This is a genomic window from Spirosoma fluviale, assembly GCF_900230225.1.
GTDB classification, from domain to species: domain Bacteria; phylum Bacteroidota; class Bacteroidia; order Cytophagales; family Spirosomataceae; genus Spirosoma; species Spirosoma fluviale.
Genome location: NZ_OCNH01000003.1, coordinates 995,299 through 1,010,977, shown reverse-complemented (window position 1 = coordinate 1,010,977; position 15,679 = coordinate 995,299). Strand labels below are relative to the sequence as shown.

Sequence of the window (15,679 nt, the reverse complement as noted above, 5' to 3'; positions counted from 1 at the left end):
GTATCTGGAACGCATTGCCCCCGTTAGTTCTCCCGTAAATAGAACGTCGGGCTGAAGTAACCAGCGAGAATAATCACGTATAGTTTCTTTAAATCGGCCCGTTTGTCGAAAGCCATTAGCTCACGCATCAGATTAGCAACCCTGTTTCTTTTCAGATTAGCCGGGCGTTCAACTTCATGCTTATGCTTAAGGAACAGGCGCCCTATCTCCTGTTTAAAAAGCTCGACATCTGTTTTTTGGATAAACGTTTCCAAAGCAGCATGCGATTCATCCGATGGATAATTCAAGCTCATAAGATAATCAATCACCTGGCCCGAAATAAAGGCAAACTCATACTCATCCTCAAGGGGAACACGTTCGAAGCTATCCGCAATCTTCAGCGTCTTTTCTGTTAATGAATCAAGTTTATCTGGCATATAAAATCCGTTGAAATTTTCATTCTTTTCATCAAAGAAATGATTAACACTAAAGAGAATATTGAGTTTTTCTTTTATCTGCTTATTTCTACCACATTTCATATCATCCTGAAACGTAGATACAACCATGTGCCAAAAGGCTTTTCCCTTAATTGCATCGTGCTTTGATTTAAAAACAAAGTCATAAACAGCCTTCCTGTATCTTAGGGCGCTAAGGTGCGTATAGGTAAGATGATACGAATTCGGCGTAGTGGCAACAATAAAATCGTCTGTTTTTAAATCGCCAAGCAGATTAGCGGAATGAACGTTTTTATGACCAAACAAAGGAGCAAAAACACAATCCAATAATTGAAACACGTTGGTTAGTCTTGGGTATTTTCTAGGTTTTTTAGCGGCAGTTAAAACAGCCATTACGTTTTTAATCTCCAGCCAGTCTTGTTTTGTATAAGCATCCCGTATATAGTAATCAAACTTGCTTACAAAATCGAAATCTTTAATTTGTCCCTGCTGGTAGTATAAAAGGTAGTAGTTAGAAAGCCCGTTCGTTGATTTTGCATAAAGATCAGCCATAATCTGCTCGTATGACTTACGCTGTGCGGGCGCTTTACGCGCTTCCTCCTTAAAGAGATTCATTACATCATCCCGTAGCTCTGTAACGGGTTCTTGATCAGGAAAGATGAAGATGGGTAGGGGTCTCGGTAAAATAGCACGATCAAGAATTTTCTGTGCTTCAAAAACTGTTTCGGCAAACTCATGCGTTACCGATCCGTTAAACAGAAACGTAGCCGTCTGGTGCTTTAGAAATGGTTTTTCTTCATTGAAGCCGTTCTTAAAATTGCTTACACCAATAGATTCTCCACCTACAGATGGCAACTTCCGATTGAACAGATAATCTTTTAAGTAAGCCGAGTATGCTTTTTTATATAGCGTTATTGGTAGATCGAGATGCAGTATTATGTGAGCTTCCTCGCTAAGGTTATCAAACCCGTCAACAGTATCCAGAAACCGCTCAAACGCATCCCATGTGGATAAATAGTCCTGAAGCCAATCTGCATATTTATGAAATTCATCATCAATTAACGTCTTGGCTTTCTTAATATAACGCGGCACCCGCTCATTAATCTTTACCTTATCTTTCTCAATATATTTTGACCCTCCGATTAATGACTTTTTCTTGGTAGCAAAACAAAACGGGGAAACTGTCAATATACCTTTTTGTGGCAGATCGAAGCACTTTTGGTAAAATGGTTTCTTATCAAAGTCAAGAGTCCAGCTTACTTCCTGGATCTCAGCACATCGAATCAATAAATCAGACAGTTTATCTATTTGTTTTCGTCTGTTATATATCTCGTACTCAACACCGGATAACCGTACAGATGATGCACTATCGTCAAAATCAACCTTTATTACTACATTCAAGCCCTCTTTAGGTTGTATACCAATTCGCTTGAACTCTGGATCAAGTGCCTGAGTAAAGCTGGCAAGTTCTTTGAGCATAATTAACTACCTGTTCAGCCGGAATAAAGGACGCTTATTCAACAGCACACACTATACTTAGCAAATTTCAGACAAGGATTATAACCATTATCTGATATGCATCAGACATACTACGCTTCTTCTTAAATGAATAAAAATAAGCAGTCAATTAAACGCACAAAACAACAGCAAATACTCATGTAATGAGTGCTGATAAATAATCACTACGACTAAATATGTTTCGATTTCCATTTAAGATAACGCCCGGTAGCCACCAAACAGAATCCTGTCTGTACGTACTTAACGGCACAGTCAAAAAGCTTTTGTCCATTCATTATATAAAGGATCAATAACAATTCGAACAAAAACCCTTTCTGTGCCGGAATTAGTAATTGATCTAATCTGGATATTTTCTGCTTTTTCATATAATCAAATTCGCGAAAGCTATTTCAGCATTTGAGTATAGTAAAACTTTTTTATTCTCAGATAGAATTTTAATCTGGCATTAAAAACCAATTTAGGTTCAATATTAAACGGTGATATATTTCACAGCAATTATTTGTAAGGTTATTTATTGTATAGTTTCTTTTTTCAACCAAAAGTAAACTTGTAATATTTCATACTTTTCCTTACCAGTTCACCTATTATTCCCCTTATAATACGGGTGTATTCGACTCGTTCAGAAATGGGTAGATCACTACTGATTTCACGTAGCAATAAGTATACTATAGTAAGTATGTACAGTCGACCTATTACTAATTTACCAGACCAACGTACCAATCAGTTCGCCAAACAGTGTTCTTAAAGTAAAGAAGGTATTAACAACGTGTTAACATGTTTCAGGACAATATACCTTCGTAGATGTTAATCATCTGTTCGTCTATGACTGATGTAAGCGGGATAGTATTTGTAGCTTCCTCTTAACAAGCTCAGGGCATGCTACTTTAAACCTCATCTATAGATTCTTTAAACTCAACGCTTATGATTATTTCCCGTGTTTGCTTTGATCGTCAACCTCTATTTATCCGGCAAGGTGCTTTACGCCTTTGGGGTGTACCACTAGCCCATCGGTCTGATGTTTGTCAGAATCGCCAGCTGTACAGTTTTAATAATTTCTTTGCGGAGGTTTGTTACGACAAGAATGATGGAAGCCTGACGTGTGTCTGCACCTTTACCAGGATTCAACGCCTGGCACCTTATCTGGAACAAGTTAATGTCGATAAATTAGTCAATCTTAAGCCGATGTAACAATCTGATTATCAAACAAAAAAAGCAGTATCTCTTCAAGTAAAGAGAAAAATTTGCTTGAAGAGGTGCTGTGGTCAATATGAAAGCAGATCTTTTATACTTGGCTGAACTGAAGGGCAAGTCTGAATACCGTGACCCAAATCCGGCAAAACAGTTGCGCTTACCAAAGAGGGTAAGTACTGGATGGAACGCTCTAATGTAGCCTGGTAAGGATATAGTTTATCCTGAGCACCCAGTAGTATATAAAGTGGAGTCTGAATAGCCAGCAACTCTTCTTTAGGCAAGGCAAGATGCCACCAGGGAGTAAGTTGAAAATTAGAAAAAGCGTCTACCTGAAAATCGATCAATAGTTTTTCCTGATCAGGGAGTAACTCTGTATAGGCTGGACTAAAAATGACTTCCCGTAAAAACGATTGCACCGATTCATACGATGGTGCATGGGAAGCCAGCCAATAGTACCTCAGTAAATAAAAGGAAAGCGTAAGTGGTTGAATACCTGCCGGATTAATTAAAATAGCCTTTTTTATCAGTTGCGGAGCCATTCGGCACACCTTCAGGCTAATTAACGCACCCAGTGCATGAGCAATCAGGGTAACGCGGGCAATGCCCAGTTGTTCTAATACCTGCCGTGCCCAGGTACCGTATTCGTCGGTATTAAGGCTCGGGCTCAAACCGTCACTGAAACCTGGCTGTCCATTGATTTCGATCAGACAAAGTCGATAATTCTTCCTCAAACCAGCCAGACCACCATTGATAACCCAGACTAAAGCACTTGTATTAAAACCAGGTAAGAATACCAGCGTTTCATACACCCGTCGCTTTGGCGTATGAATCCACACCACGGTTTTACCCCAGGTGGTGAGCACGGTAACCGACTCAAATGAAAACCCATTTGAGTCCTGCACCTGGCGCGCCCACCGGTCATTAAACTCGGTAGCGTGCTGAGGATCTTTATAACGAGAGTGACTGGCTGAGCTCATAAACGAATAGCATATTGGGTAGCTGATTCTATTATCCGTATCTCTATGCACTACTATTTATCGACCAAATAGAGATAATAATATCGCACTAATTACCAAATAATCCCGACTAACTAATTAGTATATTCTGAGCGCAATATAAATAAACAGTAAACTAATAGCTTAATCATCTAGTAAGCGGCTAATAGAATGGTTCCGCCATGGGTGAGCGTACACACAATACGCTATTTTAAGCCCATGCGCCGGTCAATGGCATCCCGGACGCGGGCGGCACTTTCGTAATCTTCTTTTTTTATGATTTTTGCCAGTAGTTCTTCCAGCTCAGCCAGTGTGTACTCGGCATAGGACCCTTTTTTATCGCGGGTTTTATCATCGACAAAATAGCCCGACACGTCCACAACCTCAGCCGTAGCACGCAGTGGACAATTAAAGCGAACGGCCAGCGCAATGGCATCTGAGGGGCGGGCATCCAGGGTGAAGCTTTCTCCCGATGATGTTAAGAGACTGATGTTGGCGTAGAAAATCTCATCCTGCACACGGGTAATAATGGCCTCTTTCATGCTAACTCCCGTCTGTTTCAACGTCTGGTAGAACAGATCGTGCGTGAAGGGTCGCAAGGGTTGCATCTTCTCCATGGCTACGGCAATGGCCTGCGCTTCCGAAGCGCCAATGATGAGCGGAATCCGTCGTTTACCAACAACATCCTCCAGAATCAATGCATAATTTCCCGGCTTCGAAATGCTTTCCGAGAGAGCAATAATCGACAAATCAATCATCATCTTCGGGCGATCCATTCCGTTGAATAAACTGGCAAAGTTCACCCATGTCATCGAATGGTGAAATCACAAAACCGTCGACACTTAATCGGTATAAATCGCGCTTCTCCACTTCGATCTGGTACCCATTCTCCAGGGTAATGTGCTTTCCCGTATGATTCAGCACTGGAATCTTCATTTCGGCCAGCGCGTAGAGCACAAAATCTGTTTCGTCGTAATTACATTGCATTTTCATAAATAACCGTGGCACCAAGGCCGATACAAACCACCGATGATACGACAACCAGCATAGTGCGAACCCATGGATTCGTGGCCATGCGAACAGAAAACGGTACGCTGAATGCGCCAGCCGCTACCATCATGCCCACAATAGACCCAATGCCAAACAACCCGAGGTAGATCATACCTGCCCCTGTCTCTTTGATTTGGGTTAGCACAGAAAGGATAAGGGCACCGCTCCCCGCCAGACCGTGGACAAGGCCCACTCCGTAGGCTAGTTTATGAGCGTGACCTTCGTGAACGTGCGTATGGGTGATGGCCAGCTCTCGATATACCATCAATTTATAGAGCCGCAGACTACCCAGCGTAACCAGCATGACGCCTACCCCCGCTTCCAGATAGCGAAAGTCGCCCGCGTGAAGGGCAAACTTACCCAGCATAAAAACACTGCCCACGAGCAGAATGGTGGATGTGTGCCCCAAGCCCCAAAAAACGCCATCCTTCAGCGCCAGCCGGATATTGTTGCGCCGGGTAACAATGCTACTGACCGCCACTAAATGATCTGCTTCAAAGGCGTGGGCAAAACCAACGCTTAAGGCCAGAAAAAGGGGAAACAACGTTTGCATATCCGTTACTTTTTAAGGTCTGTTGACTGCACTGGCAGCTTGCCAATGATAATACGGTGGTTGCCGGTATCGGCAATGACCAGTTGATTGCCATCGGTGCTAATGGAGAAGGGCCAATACAACTGCTTATCCGTGCCGAATCGGGTGTTGGCGTTTTCACTACCCGTAGCGAAGCTGGCGTGACCGATCAGGTTATCGGCCGGTTGATTGTGTTCAGTCGGTACCGTATCGAACCACAAAACCCGGCTGTTACCCGTGTCGGCAACTAATAGGCCGTTTCCGTAAAAATGCGCGTCGTACGTCCAGCTTAGTGTTCGTTGAGCGGGGAATAAGCCGTATTGATTCTGGCCGTTACTCTCAAAATCAGCCTGTCCAATCAGCACATCGGCGGGTTGATGGGGCGCCGTTCGCCAGTCGTTCCAGAGTAACGTCCGGTAATATTGGGTATCAGCCACGACCATCTGCCCTTTCGGCCCAATCTTGACGGAATACGGCCAGATCGGGTTAGCCGAATCGTAATCCCGCTCCGTAAAATCTGGTTGGCCAATTACGGCTGTAGCCGAAGCAAACGACTCGGTTGGGATGTGATCGTAAAATAGTACCCGCCGGTTCCCCGTATCGGCAATCCAGAGCCGCTCTCCGTCGGAAGTTACGCCATACGGCCAGTTCAATGTTCGTTCGGTGGGCGCAGCACCGATGCCTTTGGCGTTGGGCTGGTTGCTGCTGAAATCAGCCTGGCCCAGCACTATATCAGCGCGTTGGCCATGCTGTGTTGGAAAGTGGTTCCAGATCAAAACACGGTGATTCCAGGCATCGGCCACGATGAGCTGCACACCATCCGACCACAGCCCCGATGGATATTGCAGCGTATCGCCACCAACATGGCCACCCGAGTTTCGGCCTGTTTCCTGGGTGTCCAGCTGGCCCAGAATAACATCGGGTTCAGCGTACTCCGTTGTGGGTATCTGGTTCCAGATGAAGACACGGTTTTGACCTGTATCGGACACCATCAACCGCCCCCCCACTATCCATACTCCACGCGGAGCCAAAAACGGATGGCCCGCACTTCCCCGAAAAACGGTATTTAATTCCACCAACGGGGGACGTGTGGGTAAAGACTGGGTAAGATTGGGCGTAGTCAGTAGCATATACTTAACAGATTCGCGGCAATTGCTCGCCGACCAGCATATTGACCACCCGGCGACCGCCGATGCGGCTTGTGAGCACGACCTGACCAGGATGCTCAGTTACCACTTCGCCGATAATCGCTGCCGAATGACCATAATCGAGTGTTCGTAGTTTCCGGACAAAGGCATCCGCTGCTTCCGGCGCAACAATCGCGAGAAAAACACCTTCGTTGGCCACGTAAAGTGGGTCTAAACCCAGCAGTTCACAGGCCCCGGCGACTTCGTCGAGGACCGGAATGGCTGCTTGTTTCAGGTCAATTCCCAGTCGGGTTGCACCAACGTTTCGGTCGCGGGCAATTTCGTTCAGGACGGTTGCCACACCCCCGCGTGTGGGGTCGCGCAGAAGGTGAATATCGTTTCCAAATTCATCCAGTAACGCCAAAACCGCATGATTCAGCGGAGCGGTATCGCTGGTCAGGGTGGTTTCAAACTCCAGCCCTTCCCGCACCGACATAATGGCCATACCATGCGTGGCAATGTTGCCGCTAACAATCACCTTATCTCCTGCCCTAACGTTTTTTATGCTGATGTCGGCCCTGGGGTGCAGTTCGCCGATGCCGGAAGTATTGATAAAGATTTTATCGCCTTTCCCGCGTTCAACTACCTTGGTATCGCCCGTCACGATTTGGACACCGGCCCGTTCAGAGGCTCCTTTTATACTGACCAGAATATCCCAGAACTCGGCCATTGTCAGGCCTTCTTCCAGAATAAATCCAAGCGACAGGTATTTTGGAATGGCTCCACACATGGCCAAATCGTTGACGGTACCGTTAACGGCCAGTTCGCCAATATTGCCGCCGGGAAAGAATACGGGTGAGATAACGTAGCTATCGGTCGTGAAGGCCACGCGTCCCGTCAGGTTCAGCAAAGCACCGTCGTGGTGGGTATCGAGCAGCGGATTACTGAGCAGATCAAACACACCCGCTTCGAGCAATTTATTGGTCAGAATACCCCCGCTGCCATGGCCGAGCGTAATAATGTCGAAATCGAGTTTCGGCATTGGGCAGTGAAGTTGCATAATGGTTAATCGTTGTAGAGACGCAATCCCTTGCGTCTTATGGCCGAATATTTTTTTTATTGAATCGTTTAGCCTGACGGCTATTGCTGACGCAAAGGAGACGCAAAGGCTTGCGTCTCTACATTCGCAAAATGATAATAAGCTGCGCAAGCCCCCTCAGACGACACCATTGGCGCGCCCAGTGGTCGCTCGGGTGAGCAGGCACGTCCGAACTGGCTGCATTCGTTCGGCTTTTTAATGCCTTTTAGCACCAGACCGGCAATGCAATCGGGGCATTCGGGCGCTTTGGCGATGGATACCGAAAACTTACGATCCGCATCGAAAGCGGCCAGTTCAGGACGCACGGCCCAGCCACTACCGGGAATGGTACCGATGCCCCGCCACTCGCGGTCGACCGTTTCGAACACCTGTTCGATGATGCGCCGGGCTTCGGGGTTTCCTTCCGGCCGTACCACCCGGGCATACTGGTTTTCGAGTCGGTACTCGCCCCGCTCCAGTTGCCGAACCACCATCAGGATACCCTGCAACAGATCGACCGGCTCAAATCCGGTCACGACCATCGGCATTTTGTACCGCTCAACGAGTGGGCCGTAGGCGTCGATTCCCATGATGGCACAAACGTGGCCAGCGGCCAGAAAACCCTGAATACTTGTGTCATCGTCCTGAATAACAGCCTCCATAGCCGGAGGCACCAACACATGCGACGCCAGTATCGAGAAGTTTTTCAGACCAAGCTTCTGCGCCTGTACCACCGAAAGTGCGTTTGCCGGGGCCGTTGTTTCAAAGCCCACCGCAAAAAAGACCACCTCACGGTCGGGGTTTTCGCGCGCCAGCCGAACGGCCTCCAACGGAGAATACAGAATCCGGACGTCGGCCCCACCCGCTTTTGCGTCGAGCAGACTCTTTGTGGAACCCGGCACCCGAATCATATCGCCAAACGAGCAGAGAATTACCGGCCGGCGATCCGGGTTTTTTTCTTCGGCCAGATAGACCGCTTTATCGATCAGGTTGACGGGTGTCACGCAGACCGGACAACCCGGCCCGTGTACCATCGTAACAAACTCGGGCAGCAGGTTCAGGATGCCATTTTTGACCAGGCCATGCGTTTGCCCGCCACACACCTCCATGATCGTCCAGGGACGGGTGGCGGTGCGATGCAGTTCCTGAATATACTGCTCTACCAGTTCGGGGTCGCGGTATTCGGTGAGGTGTTTCATAGAGCGTGACGATCGATTTGGCTGCTTTCTGTCAATTCATCCAGTTCACCAATCTCGCGGAGGTAGGCAAACGTTTTCTCGGCCTCTTCTTCATCGACAATACTGATGGCGACCCCCACGTGAACGAGCACGTAATCACCTTCTTTAGCCAGCGGAACCATATCCAGACTGGCTTCTTTTATGATACCGCCAAAGGCCACGCGGGCCATACGAACGAGCCCGTCGTACTGGTATTCGATGGATTTTATTTTACCGGGAATGGCTAAGCACATGAGCAGTTTCGGTTTTGACGTGTACTGTGTTTGTTGTGGACAATGAATAATGAGCGATCTGCCCGAACGAAATGCACTCGTCGTTGGGCGATAGCTGTTGATGAAAGTAGAGCTGATGCGCCGGTTCGAGTTCATGCCGCAACCAGTCGACCAGCAACCCGTTTTGAAAGACTCCCCCGCTAAAGGCCAGTTGCCGGACACCCGTTCGTTGCGCTACAGCCGCCACTACTTGCACCAGTGTGTAATGAAAGGCAGCCGCAATCCGGTCAATTGGGTATCCAGCCAGAATGTCACGCACTACACCCGCAAGGATGGTTTTTGTGGAAATGCGGTTCGTCGACAGGGTTTCGGGCAGGTAACTTTGCGCGATTGTGTAGCCGTTCGTTCGGACGTATCGGGTAGCACAGTTTTCAAGTAATAAGGCGGCTTCTCCTTCGTAACTAACAGTGTCTGCCAGACCTAACAGAGCGGCTACCCCATCGAAAAGCCGCCCTACGCTACTGGTTTTCAGTTTATTCCGGACACCTACTTTCGTATAAAGATTCCACTCTTTTTCGGTGAATTTTGGCCGTAGCAGTTCATCGGCACTCGGTATGTCAAAAGCCAGCGAAAGCGCCGAAAGCCGGGGCTCGCGGGGCATTTTATCACCCAGAAGCGCGTCGAAATAATCGAAATGACCTATCCGTTGAAAGTCGCCATCTTCGTAGGTAATGAATTCACCGCCCCAGATCTGCCCGTCGGTTCCGTAGCCGGTTCCGTCCCAGATGATTCCCAAAACAGGCTCTACCTGCCCTAACAGCTCATTTTCAGCCAGTACGGCGGCCAGATGCGCTTCGTGGTGTTGAATAGACACGAGCGGAACGCGCCAGATCGCGGCCAGTTCGTGGGCCAGTTGGGTGGAGAAGTACCCTTCGTGCCGATCGGCCAGAACGGCGTCGGGCGTGGCGTCGAAGAGGGCCAGAAAATGGTCGAGTGTGGCGCGGAAATTTGTCTGAGTGTCGTAGCTCTCCAAATCGCCAAGGTACTGACTAACATACGTATTACCCCGCAATTGCCAGGCAAACGTACTTTTCAGCGATGCACCGAGGGCGAGGACGTTGACATTCGGATGAGTGAAACCCGTTGGCATGAACGTCGGTGCCAACCCGCGCGACCGACGCAGGACGATGGGCTGACGGTAGGTTGGTGACAGACGCATCACCGAATCATCCTGCGGCACCACAATATCCCGGTTGTGGGCCAGTAACAGATCAGCTACGGCGGGCAGTTGGGCCAAAGCCTGTTCATTGGTGTAGCATATCGGCGAACCGCTGCTATTTCCGCTGGTGGCGACAAGTGGCTTGCCGAACGCATCCGCCAGCAACGCCAGCAACGGTGCATAAGGCAATAGGACGCCCAACTGGTTTAAGCCGGGGGCCAGTTGGTCAACAGCCAGCCCGGAGAGTGGGGTGACCCGATTATTGAGTAAGATAATAGGCGCTGCCGAACTCGTCAGTAAAGCCAGTTCGTCGTCAGCCAGATCGCAATCCTGCCGTAGCTGGTTTACGCTGGGGTATAAGACGGCCAGCGGTTTGGATGGCCGATGCTTGCGTTCACGAAGTTGATGGATGGCATCGGCATTTGTTGCATCGCACAACAACAAAAATCCGCCGATTCCCTTTACAGCTACCGTTTTTCCAGCCGTCAGCGCATCAATACTTTGTCGAATTATTTCAGACTGATCCTGGCTCAAGAGACGTCCTGATCCCAGAAATAAGCTCAATTCGACCGGACAATTCGGACAGGAATTCGTCTGTGAGTAGAACCGCCGGTTGGATGGGTCGTGGTACTCCTGCTCGCAGTCGGCGCACATGCCGAATGGAGCCATCGTTGTCGCGGGCCGGTCGTACGGGAGTTGATGAAGTATGGAGTAGCGTGGACCGCAGTGCGTACAGGTCGTAAACGCATACCCAAAACGCCGATTAGCCGGGTCGTCCATCTCCGCCCGGCAGGCATCGCAAAGTGCCAGATCGGGCGTTAACAACAGCGATGCCAGACCGCTAGCCTGACTTTCCACAATTGTGAAATCACTAAAATCAATTGGGTCGGCTTCGGTAATCCCCACCGATTGAATCCGGGCCAGCGTGGGTGCTTCGGCCTGAACGCGACGGGCGAGCACTCTGGCCGTTTCCAAATCGGCATTAACATAAATATGCACCCCATCAGCCCCATTGCTCACGGACCCTTTCAGTTTCATCGACCGCGCCAATTGCCAGACGAATGGCCGAAAGCCCACGCCCTGTACCTGTCCGGTAAGATGAAGATGGAATGTCATGGTTTTATGTAGAGCCGCAATACCTTGCGGCTCATGACCGGATGGTTTTTCTATGGACACAAATTGCTGACGCATAGGAGACGCAAATATGCGTCTCTACACAATCACACCCTTTTTCTGCTCCACCTTGGCCAGCAGCCAGTCGCACCAGGCATCGAGGCCTTCGCCGGTGGTGCTGGAGATGGTGATAACTTCGATGTCGGGGTTCACGTCGCGGGCGTCCTGGATCACGTTTTCAACCTTGAATGGGACGTAGGGCAGCAGATCAGCCTTCGAAACGACCATTAGTTCGCTGGTCAGGAACATGCGCGGGTACTTTTTGGGCTTGTCGTCGCCTTCCGTCGAGGCTAGCAGCGTAACGCGCAAGTCTTCGCCCAGGTCGAAGGCAGCCGGACAAACGAGGTTGCCTACATTCTCGATAAACAGCAAATCAACGCCCGTCAGGTTGATGTGATCGAGCGCCTGATAAATCATCTGCGCTTCGATGTGGCACATGCCACCCGTTACAATTTGCAGGGCGTTAATGCCCACATCCCGCATCCGGATAGCGTCGCGTTCGGTTTCGGGATCGCCCACCAGAACGGCCATATTTAATCGCCCCCGGAGTCGCTTGCCCGTCTCCTGCATGAGCGTGGTTTTGCCACTGCCCGGCGACGAACAGACGTTGATCACCAATATATCGGGCAGACGATCGCGGATGGCTTTTGCCACGAAGTCATTGACCTTGAGCAGATTCAACGTTGTATTTTCGCACTGTACGGCTCCTACTGAAGCCTGATTTGATTTCGGTCTGGCAGTTGTCATAGTTTTGGTTATGGTCGATTCTCAATCATCGAATTCCACTTTACTGATCAGCAACTCTTCGCCCTGAACGACGTTTCGGCTGGGTCTGCCGCAGGGGCATACAAACTTATATTGCTGCACTTCGGTCGTCTTATCACACACATCGCAATGAATCAGAATCGGCAGTACTTCTACATGCAGGCTCGTTTGCTGGTAACGGGGCTCATCTTCCAGAACGGCCGCAAATGCGTTCTGCATCAATATAGGTTGTACGTTCGAGAGTAGTCCGGCTTTTAAATAAATTCCCCGTATTCGGCCCATGTCGGTCGGAAATTCATCTTCCAGCGTTCTGAAAATATTACGGACCAGGGATATTTCGTGCATGTTGGTTATTGGTAATTAGTAGTACTGTACAACGGACGGGGCCGCCCGCGCGGTGGTAATCCGTTGAGCCACTAGGCTAATGAGGTAACTAATTGGCCTAGCGGCCCAACGGATTACCACCGCGCGGGCGGCCCCGTCCGTTGTACATTAACCAATCACCAACTCGCCCAGTCGTTGCAGGTGTTGTTCGGCGTCGTTGATCAGGGCTTCATCGGTAACCAGAAAGCGCACTTCGCTTGCCTTTTTGACCATGTCGTTGTAGAGAGCGCGTTGATTTTCGGGGTCATCTTCGCCCACATACCAGCCCGCTTCCAGGTAGTTCAGTATGGTCAGTGCCCGTTCGTACGGGTAGTCTTCGGCGGTGCGAACACGTAAGGCATCGCGGTAATAACCGATGGCTTTGGCATAGTTATCGGATTTGGCGGCCTGCGGGTATTTTGTGAGAGCGTTGGCGTAGTGGTTGCAGATGGTGGCGTATTCGTACGGAAATTCCTCCCGCGTAAAATAAGCCAGGGCCTGCTGAAACGAACTTGACGATACGGCCGCCCAGATGCTTTTCTTCTTGACTTCGTCCGGAATTTCGGCAAAAATAACCCCGAGGTGATGCTGGATTTCGGCAAAAACGGCCGGGGCATTCTGCTGGGTAAACACTTTGAGTGCTTCCTGATAGGCTTCCATAGCCGGGCGGTAAAACTGTGGATTACCGCTCTGCGCCCAGGTGTAGAGCAAAACACCTTTACGGTATAACGCATTGGCTAGTAGTTCGGGGACCTCTTCATTTCGGAAGATGGTCACCGCCCGACTGATGTAGCCGAGTGATTCGGCAAAGCTATTGGTGAAGTTGGCCACTTGGGCGGCATCGACCAGCAACAGCCCTACCTGAATGGTACGTTGCTGATTTTCATAGTATTGCAATACCTGCCAGAGCGCTGTTTTCGTCTGTTCGAGCAAATCCGCATCGTAGGGAACAACCAGTTGCTGCAACCAAACGGCATACTGAACCGCCAGCAACTCATGTTTGGCCGCATCACTCAGTTCGGGAACAGCCGCCTGCGCCAGCACCTGATTGGAGACTGCCAGTTGCCCGGTGTCGAGCAGCAGCGTGGCGTAGTGTTTTGTTGTGTAGGCTGTATAATCCGCATCGGGGGCATGACTCAGGGCAGTCTGATACGCTTCGGATACATCGTCGTCGGTATCCGTTTCGAGGTTTCCGTAATGCAGTGCCACCGCCCGGTTATGCCAGCGCCGATAGGTTTCGAACGTACCAACCCCATTAACGGGCCGGGCCGGTACGTCTACCGATACGCCCGCCTGCAAGCGGTTCGTCAGGTCGATGGTGTCGGCCAGTGAGCGATCATGCCGCCCGTATTCATAGGCTTTCTCCCAGTTGTCTAAGCGAATAAACACGACCGTCAGCAGGTTTTCGGGCGAGAAAACCAACGGGCGGGGCAACAGAATGGGGGGAAGCGATTCACTCCAGTCGAGTGATACCTGAATCGTTTCTTCGATAACGGTTATCGCGTCAGGATCCGCATCGGTATCAGTAATCGGCATCATCTGCACCAGTTCACTGAGCCTGAATTCGGATGCAATGACCTGGTTAACAGCAGCTATGTTATCGGTTCGAATAGTTAGATAAAGCATAAGGCAGGATTAAAGCGTAACGCTCAGAATTCCGGTCGTTTTTAAGTCGTAGGGTAAGTCACGATCTGTATCATCAAGGTCATTATCAATCAACAACTCGCGAATATTCACCGACTTATCGCCCAGCAGGTTCCGGTCTTTCAGGAGCAGCCAACTGGTTTTGTGCATTTTCTCGAAAAACGCTTTCGACTTACCCGCTACCAGCAACGTTTGCCGGTCGGGATAATACACGACACTCACCTGCAAATCATCATCAAAAGCCTCTTTAGCAACCGATGCGCCAATGAGCAGATAGCTGTTTTTCAGGTAGATCATTGGTGATTGAGTTGTTGAGTTGTTACACAGAGATTCGCAGAGAAAAACAGAGATTCACAGAGTTTTTTCTTCTCCATGGTCTGGTCTTCACCGCGCCACGGAGGCAGGCCACACATGCGCTAGCCAGCGTTTGCCGTGGTGTCAGCCAGCATTGTCCATCTGGACGAGAGGTGTGTGAGGACATGACCCCTAAAGAAACATTAACTCCCTAACCAGTAACCATTAAGGAGTCTCCAATCAAGGCTACAACACGATCACCGGCGGCTTTTACGGCATCGGACAGGCTGACTTCCAGTTTGGTATTATCGACTGCAATGAGATAGACCTGTACATCGTCGGGATAGTCGTTGAGCAGAATCTTTCGGGCGTAGGATAGCGCCTGATTCCATTTCAGACTATGCAGAAACACCATCGGATCATCTTCAATAGCGGCTTCAACCTCGTGGGCGGGTAATTTGTATAGCGTGCCGGGCTCTTCGCCCGTGTTGACCACCGCATCGACAATCAGAATCCGTTCGTGACCCCGCAATTGAAACAACACCTCGAAGGCCGACGTACCCATATCAAACAGACCAACGTCGGGCTGCTCACCAAGTGATTCCCGAAGTTGGTCAATCACGTAACAACCCACGCCGTCGTCACTACGAACGGGATTGCCGAAACCCATTATGGCGGTCTTTTTCATCAAAGAGCGAAGGATGGAACGCTGATTTTTAAGATCATTATGGTTGGTTATGATTTATAAAGCGAGAAAAACGTCAGCACTTCTAAAAATCATAACTGCGCTTAAGGATCATAAAAATC

General features: G+C 49.3%; 16 protein-coding genes. 1 reads left to right on the top strand and 15 read right to left on the bottom strand.

Going from position 1 to position 15,679, the window contains the following annotated elements; all coding sequences use genetic code 11:
* Positions 1-23: 23 nt before the first annotated feature.
* Complete coding sequence (locus CRO74_RS20200; protein ID WP_097128263.1) at positions 24-1,913, bottom strand: hypothetical protein; 1,890 nt, start codon at positions 1,911-1,913, stop codon at positions 24-26.
* Between the two features lie 960 nt (positions 1,914-2,873).
* Here CRO74_RS20200 and CRO74_RS20190 point away from each other — a divergent pair.
* Positions 2,874-3,140 (top strand): hypothetical protein, encoded by a 267-nt coding sequence (locus tag CRO74_RS20190; RefSeq protein ID WP_097128259.1) that lies wholly within the window; start codon positions 2,874-2,876, stop codon positions 3,138-3,140.
* Between the two features lie 74 nt (positions 3,141-3,214).
* On the opposite strand, the gene CRO74_RS20185 is transcribed toward CRO74_RS20190, so the two are convergent.
* The 14 genes from CRO74_RS20185 to CRO74_RS20120 form a co-directional block, all read right to left on the bottom strand.
* On the bottom strand, positions 3,215-4,120 hold the full coding sequence (locus CRO74_RS20185; RefSeq protein ID WP_097128257.1) for an alpha/beta fold hydrolase: 906 nt from the start codon (positions 4,118-4,120) through the stop codon (positions 3,215-3,217).
* 224 nt (positions 4,121-4,344) lie between these two features.
* Positions 4,345-4,914: a bifunctional nuclease family protein gene (locus CRO74_RS20180; RefSeq protein WP_245877922.1), complete on the bottom strand. Its 570-nt coding sequence runs from the start codon at positions 4,912-4,914 to the stop codon at positions 4,345-4,347.
* Complete coding sequence (locus CRO74_RS20175; protein ID WP_097128253.1) at positions 4,889-5,125, bottom strand: hypothetical protein; 237 nt, start codon at positions 5,123-5,125, stop codon at positions 4,889-4,891. Before CRO74_RS20175 ends, CRO74_RS20180 begins: the two co-directional genes overlap by 26 nt.
* Positions 5,115-5,741, bottom strand: coding sequence for an urease accessory protein (locus tag CRO74_RS20170; RefSeq protein WP_097128251.1), 627 nt, complete (start codon positions 5,739-5,741; stop codon positions 5,115-5,117). The genes CRO74_RS20175 and CRO74_RS20170 overlap by 11 nt, the downstream gene beginning before the upstream one ends.
* 5 nt (positions 5,742-5,746) lie before the next feature.
* Positions 5,747-6,889: an NHL repeat-containing protein gene (locus tag CRO74_RS20165; RefSeq protein ID WP_097128250.1), complete on the bottom strand. Its 1,143-nt coding sequence runs from the start codon at positions 6,887-6,889 to the stop codon at positions 5,747-5,749.
* Positions 6,890-6,893: 4 nt separating this feature from the next.
* On the bottom strand, positions 6,894-7,928 hold the full coding sequence (hypE, locus tag CRO74_RS20160) for a hydrogenase expression/formation protein HypE (protein WP_097128248.1): 1,035 nt from the start codon (positions 7,926-7,928) through the stop codon (positions 6,894-6,896).
* A gap of 98 nt (positions 7,929-8,026) precedes the next feature.
* On the bottom strand, positions 8,027-9,163 hold the full coding sequence (gene hypD, locus CRO74_RS20155; RefSeq protein ID WP_097128246.1) for a hydrogenase formation protein HypD: 1,137 nt from the start codon (positions 9,161-9,163) through the stop codon (positions 8,027-8,029).
* Positions 9,160-9,435 carry a HypC/HybG/HupF family hydrogenase formation chaperone gene (locus CRO74_RS20150; RefSeq protein ID WP_097128709.1) on the bottom strand — a complete coding sequence of 92 codons (276 nt, stop codon included), beginning with the start codon at positions 9,433-9,435 and terminating at the stop codon, positions 9,160-9,162. Before CRO74_RS20150 ends, hypD begins: the two co-directional genes overlap by 4 nt.
* Entirely contained in the window at positions 9,413-11,749 is a 2,337-nt protein-coding gene (hypF, locus tag CRO74_RS20145) for a carbamoyltransferase HypF (protein WP_097128244.1), read from the bottom strand. The genes CRO74_RS20150 and hypF overlap by 23 nt, the downstream gene beginning before the upstream one ends.
* A 96-nt stretch (positions 11,750-11,845) precedes the next feature.
* The gene (gene hypB / locus CRO74_RS20140; RefSeq protein ID WP_097128242.1) at positions 11,846-12,553 is read right to left on the bottom strand and encodes a hydrogenase nickel incorporation protein HypB; all 708 of its coding nucleotides are present in this window, start codon (positions 12,551-12,553) and stop codon (positions 11,846-11,848) included.
* Between the two features lie 21 nt (positions 12,554-12,574).
* Positions 12,575-12,916 (bottom strand): hydrogenase maturation nickel metallochaperone HypA/HybF, encoded by a 342-nt coding sequence (locus tag CRO74_RS20135; RefSeq protein WP_097128239.1) that lies wholly within the window; start codon positions 12,914-12,916, stop codon positions 12,575-12,577.
* A gap of 147 nt (positions 12,917-13,063) precedes the next feature.
* Positions 13,064-14,560, bottom strand: coding sequence for a tetratricopeptide repeat protein (locus CRO74_RS20130; protein WP_097128237.1), 1,497 nt, complete (start codon positions 14,558-14,560; stop codon positions 13,064-13,066).
* Between the two features lie 9 nt (positions 14,561-14,569).
* Positions 14,570-14,875, bottom strand: a complete 306-nt coding sequence (locus tag CRO74_RS20125; RefSeq protein WP_097128235.1) for a hypothetical protein — start codon at positions 14,873-14,875, stop codon at positions 14,570-14,572.
* 208 nt (positions 14,876-15,083) lie between these two features.
* Positions 15,084-15,560 (bottom strand): hydrogenase maturation protease, encoded by a 477-nt coding sequence (locus CRO74_RS20120; protein WP_097128233.1) that lies wholly within the window; start codon positions 15,558-15,560, stop codon positions 15,084-15,086.
* Positions 15,561-15,679: the final 119 nt, after the last annotated feature.

What these genes read in the sequence shown, in the direction of transcription:
- CRO74_RS20200 (WP_097128263.1), bottom strand. Translation starts at nt 1,913, where the DNA reads ATGCTCAAAGAACTTGCCAGCTTTACTCAGGCACTTGATCCAGAGTTC.
- CRO74_RS20190 (WP_097128259.1), top strand. Translation starts at nt 2,874, where the DNA reads ATGATTATTTCCCGTGTTTGCTTTGATCGTCAACCTCTATTTATCCGG.
- CRO74_RS20185 (WP_097128257.1), bottom strand. Translation starts at nt 4,120, where the DNA reads ATGAGCTCAGCCAGTCACTCTCGTTATAAAGATCCTCAGCACGCTACC.
- CRO74_RS20180 (WP_245877922.1), bottom strand. Translation starts at nt 4,914, where the DNA reads ATGGATCGCCCGAAGATGATGATTGATTTGTCGATTATTGCTCTCTCG.
- CRO74_RS20175 (WP_097128253.1), bottom strand. Translation starts at nt 5,125, where the DNA reads ATGCAATGTAATTACGACGAAACAGATTTTGTGCTCTACGCGCTGGCC.
- CRO74_RS20170 (WP_097128251.1), bottom strand. Translation starts at nt 5,741, where the DNA reads ATGCAAACGTTGTTTCCCCTTTTTCTGGCCTTAAGCGTTGGTTTTGCC.
- CRO74_RS20165 (WP_097128250.1), bottom strand. Translation starts at nt 6,889, where the DNA reads ATGCTACTGACTACGCCCAATCTTACCCAGTCTTTACCCACACGTCCC.
- hypE (WP_097128248.1), bottom strand. Translation starts at nt 7,928, where the DNA reads ATGCCGAAACTCGATTTCGACATTATTACGCTCGGCCATGGCAGCGGG.
- hypD (WP_097128246.1), bottom strand. Translation starts at nt 9,163, where the DNA reads ATGAAACACCTCACCGAATACCGCGACCCCGAACTGGTAGAGCAGTAT.
- CRO74_RS20150 (WP_097128709.1), bottom strand. Translation starts at nt 9,435, where the DNA reads ATGTGCTTAGCCATTCCCGGTAAAATAAAATCCATCGAATACCAGTAC.
- hypF (WP_097128244.1), bottom strand. Translation starts at nt 11,749, where the DNA reads ATGACATTCCATCTTCATCTTACCGGACAGGTACAGGGCGTGGGCTTT.
- hypB (WP_097128242.1), bottom strand. Translation starts at nt 12,553, where the DNA reads ATGACAACTGCCAGACCGAAATCAAATCAGGCTTCAGTAGGAGCCGTA.
- CRO74_RS20135 (WP_097128239.1), bottom strand. Translation starts at nt 12,916, where the DNA reads ATGCACGAAATATCCCTGGTCCGTAATATTTTCAGAACGCTGGAAGAT.
- CRO74_RS20130 (WP_097128237.1), bottom strand. Translation starts at nt 14,560, where the DNA reads ATGCTTTATCTAACTATTCGAACCGATAACATAGCTGCTGTTAACCAG.
- CRO74_RS20125 (WP_097128235.1), bottom strand. Translation starts at nt 14,875, where the DNA reads ATGATCTACCTGAAAAACAGCTATCTGCTCATTGGCGCATCGGTTGCT.
- CRO74_RS20120 (WP_097128233.1), bottom strand. Translation starts at nt 15,560, where the DNA reads ATGAAAAAGACCGCCATAATGGGTTTCGGCAATCCCGTTCGTAGTGAC.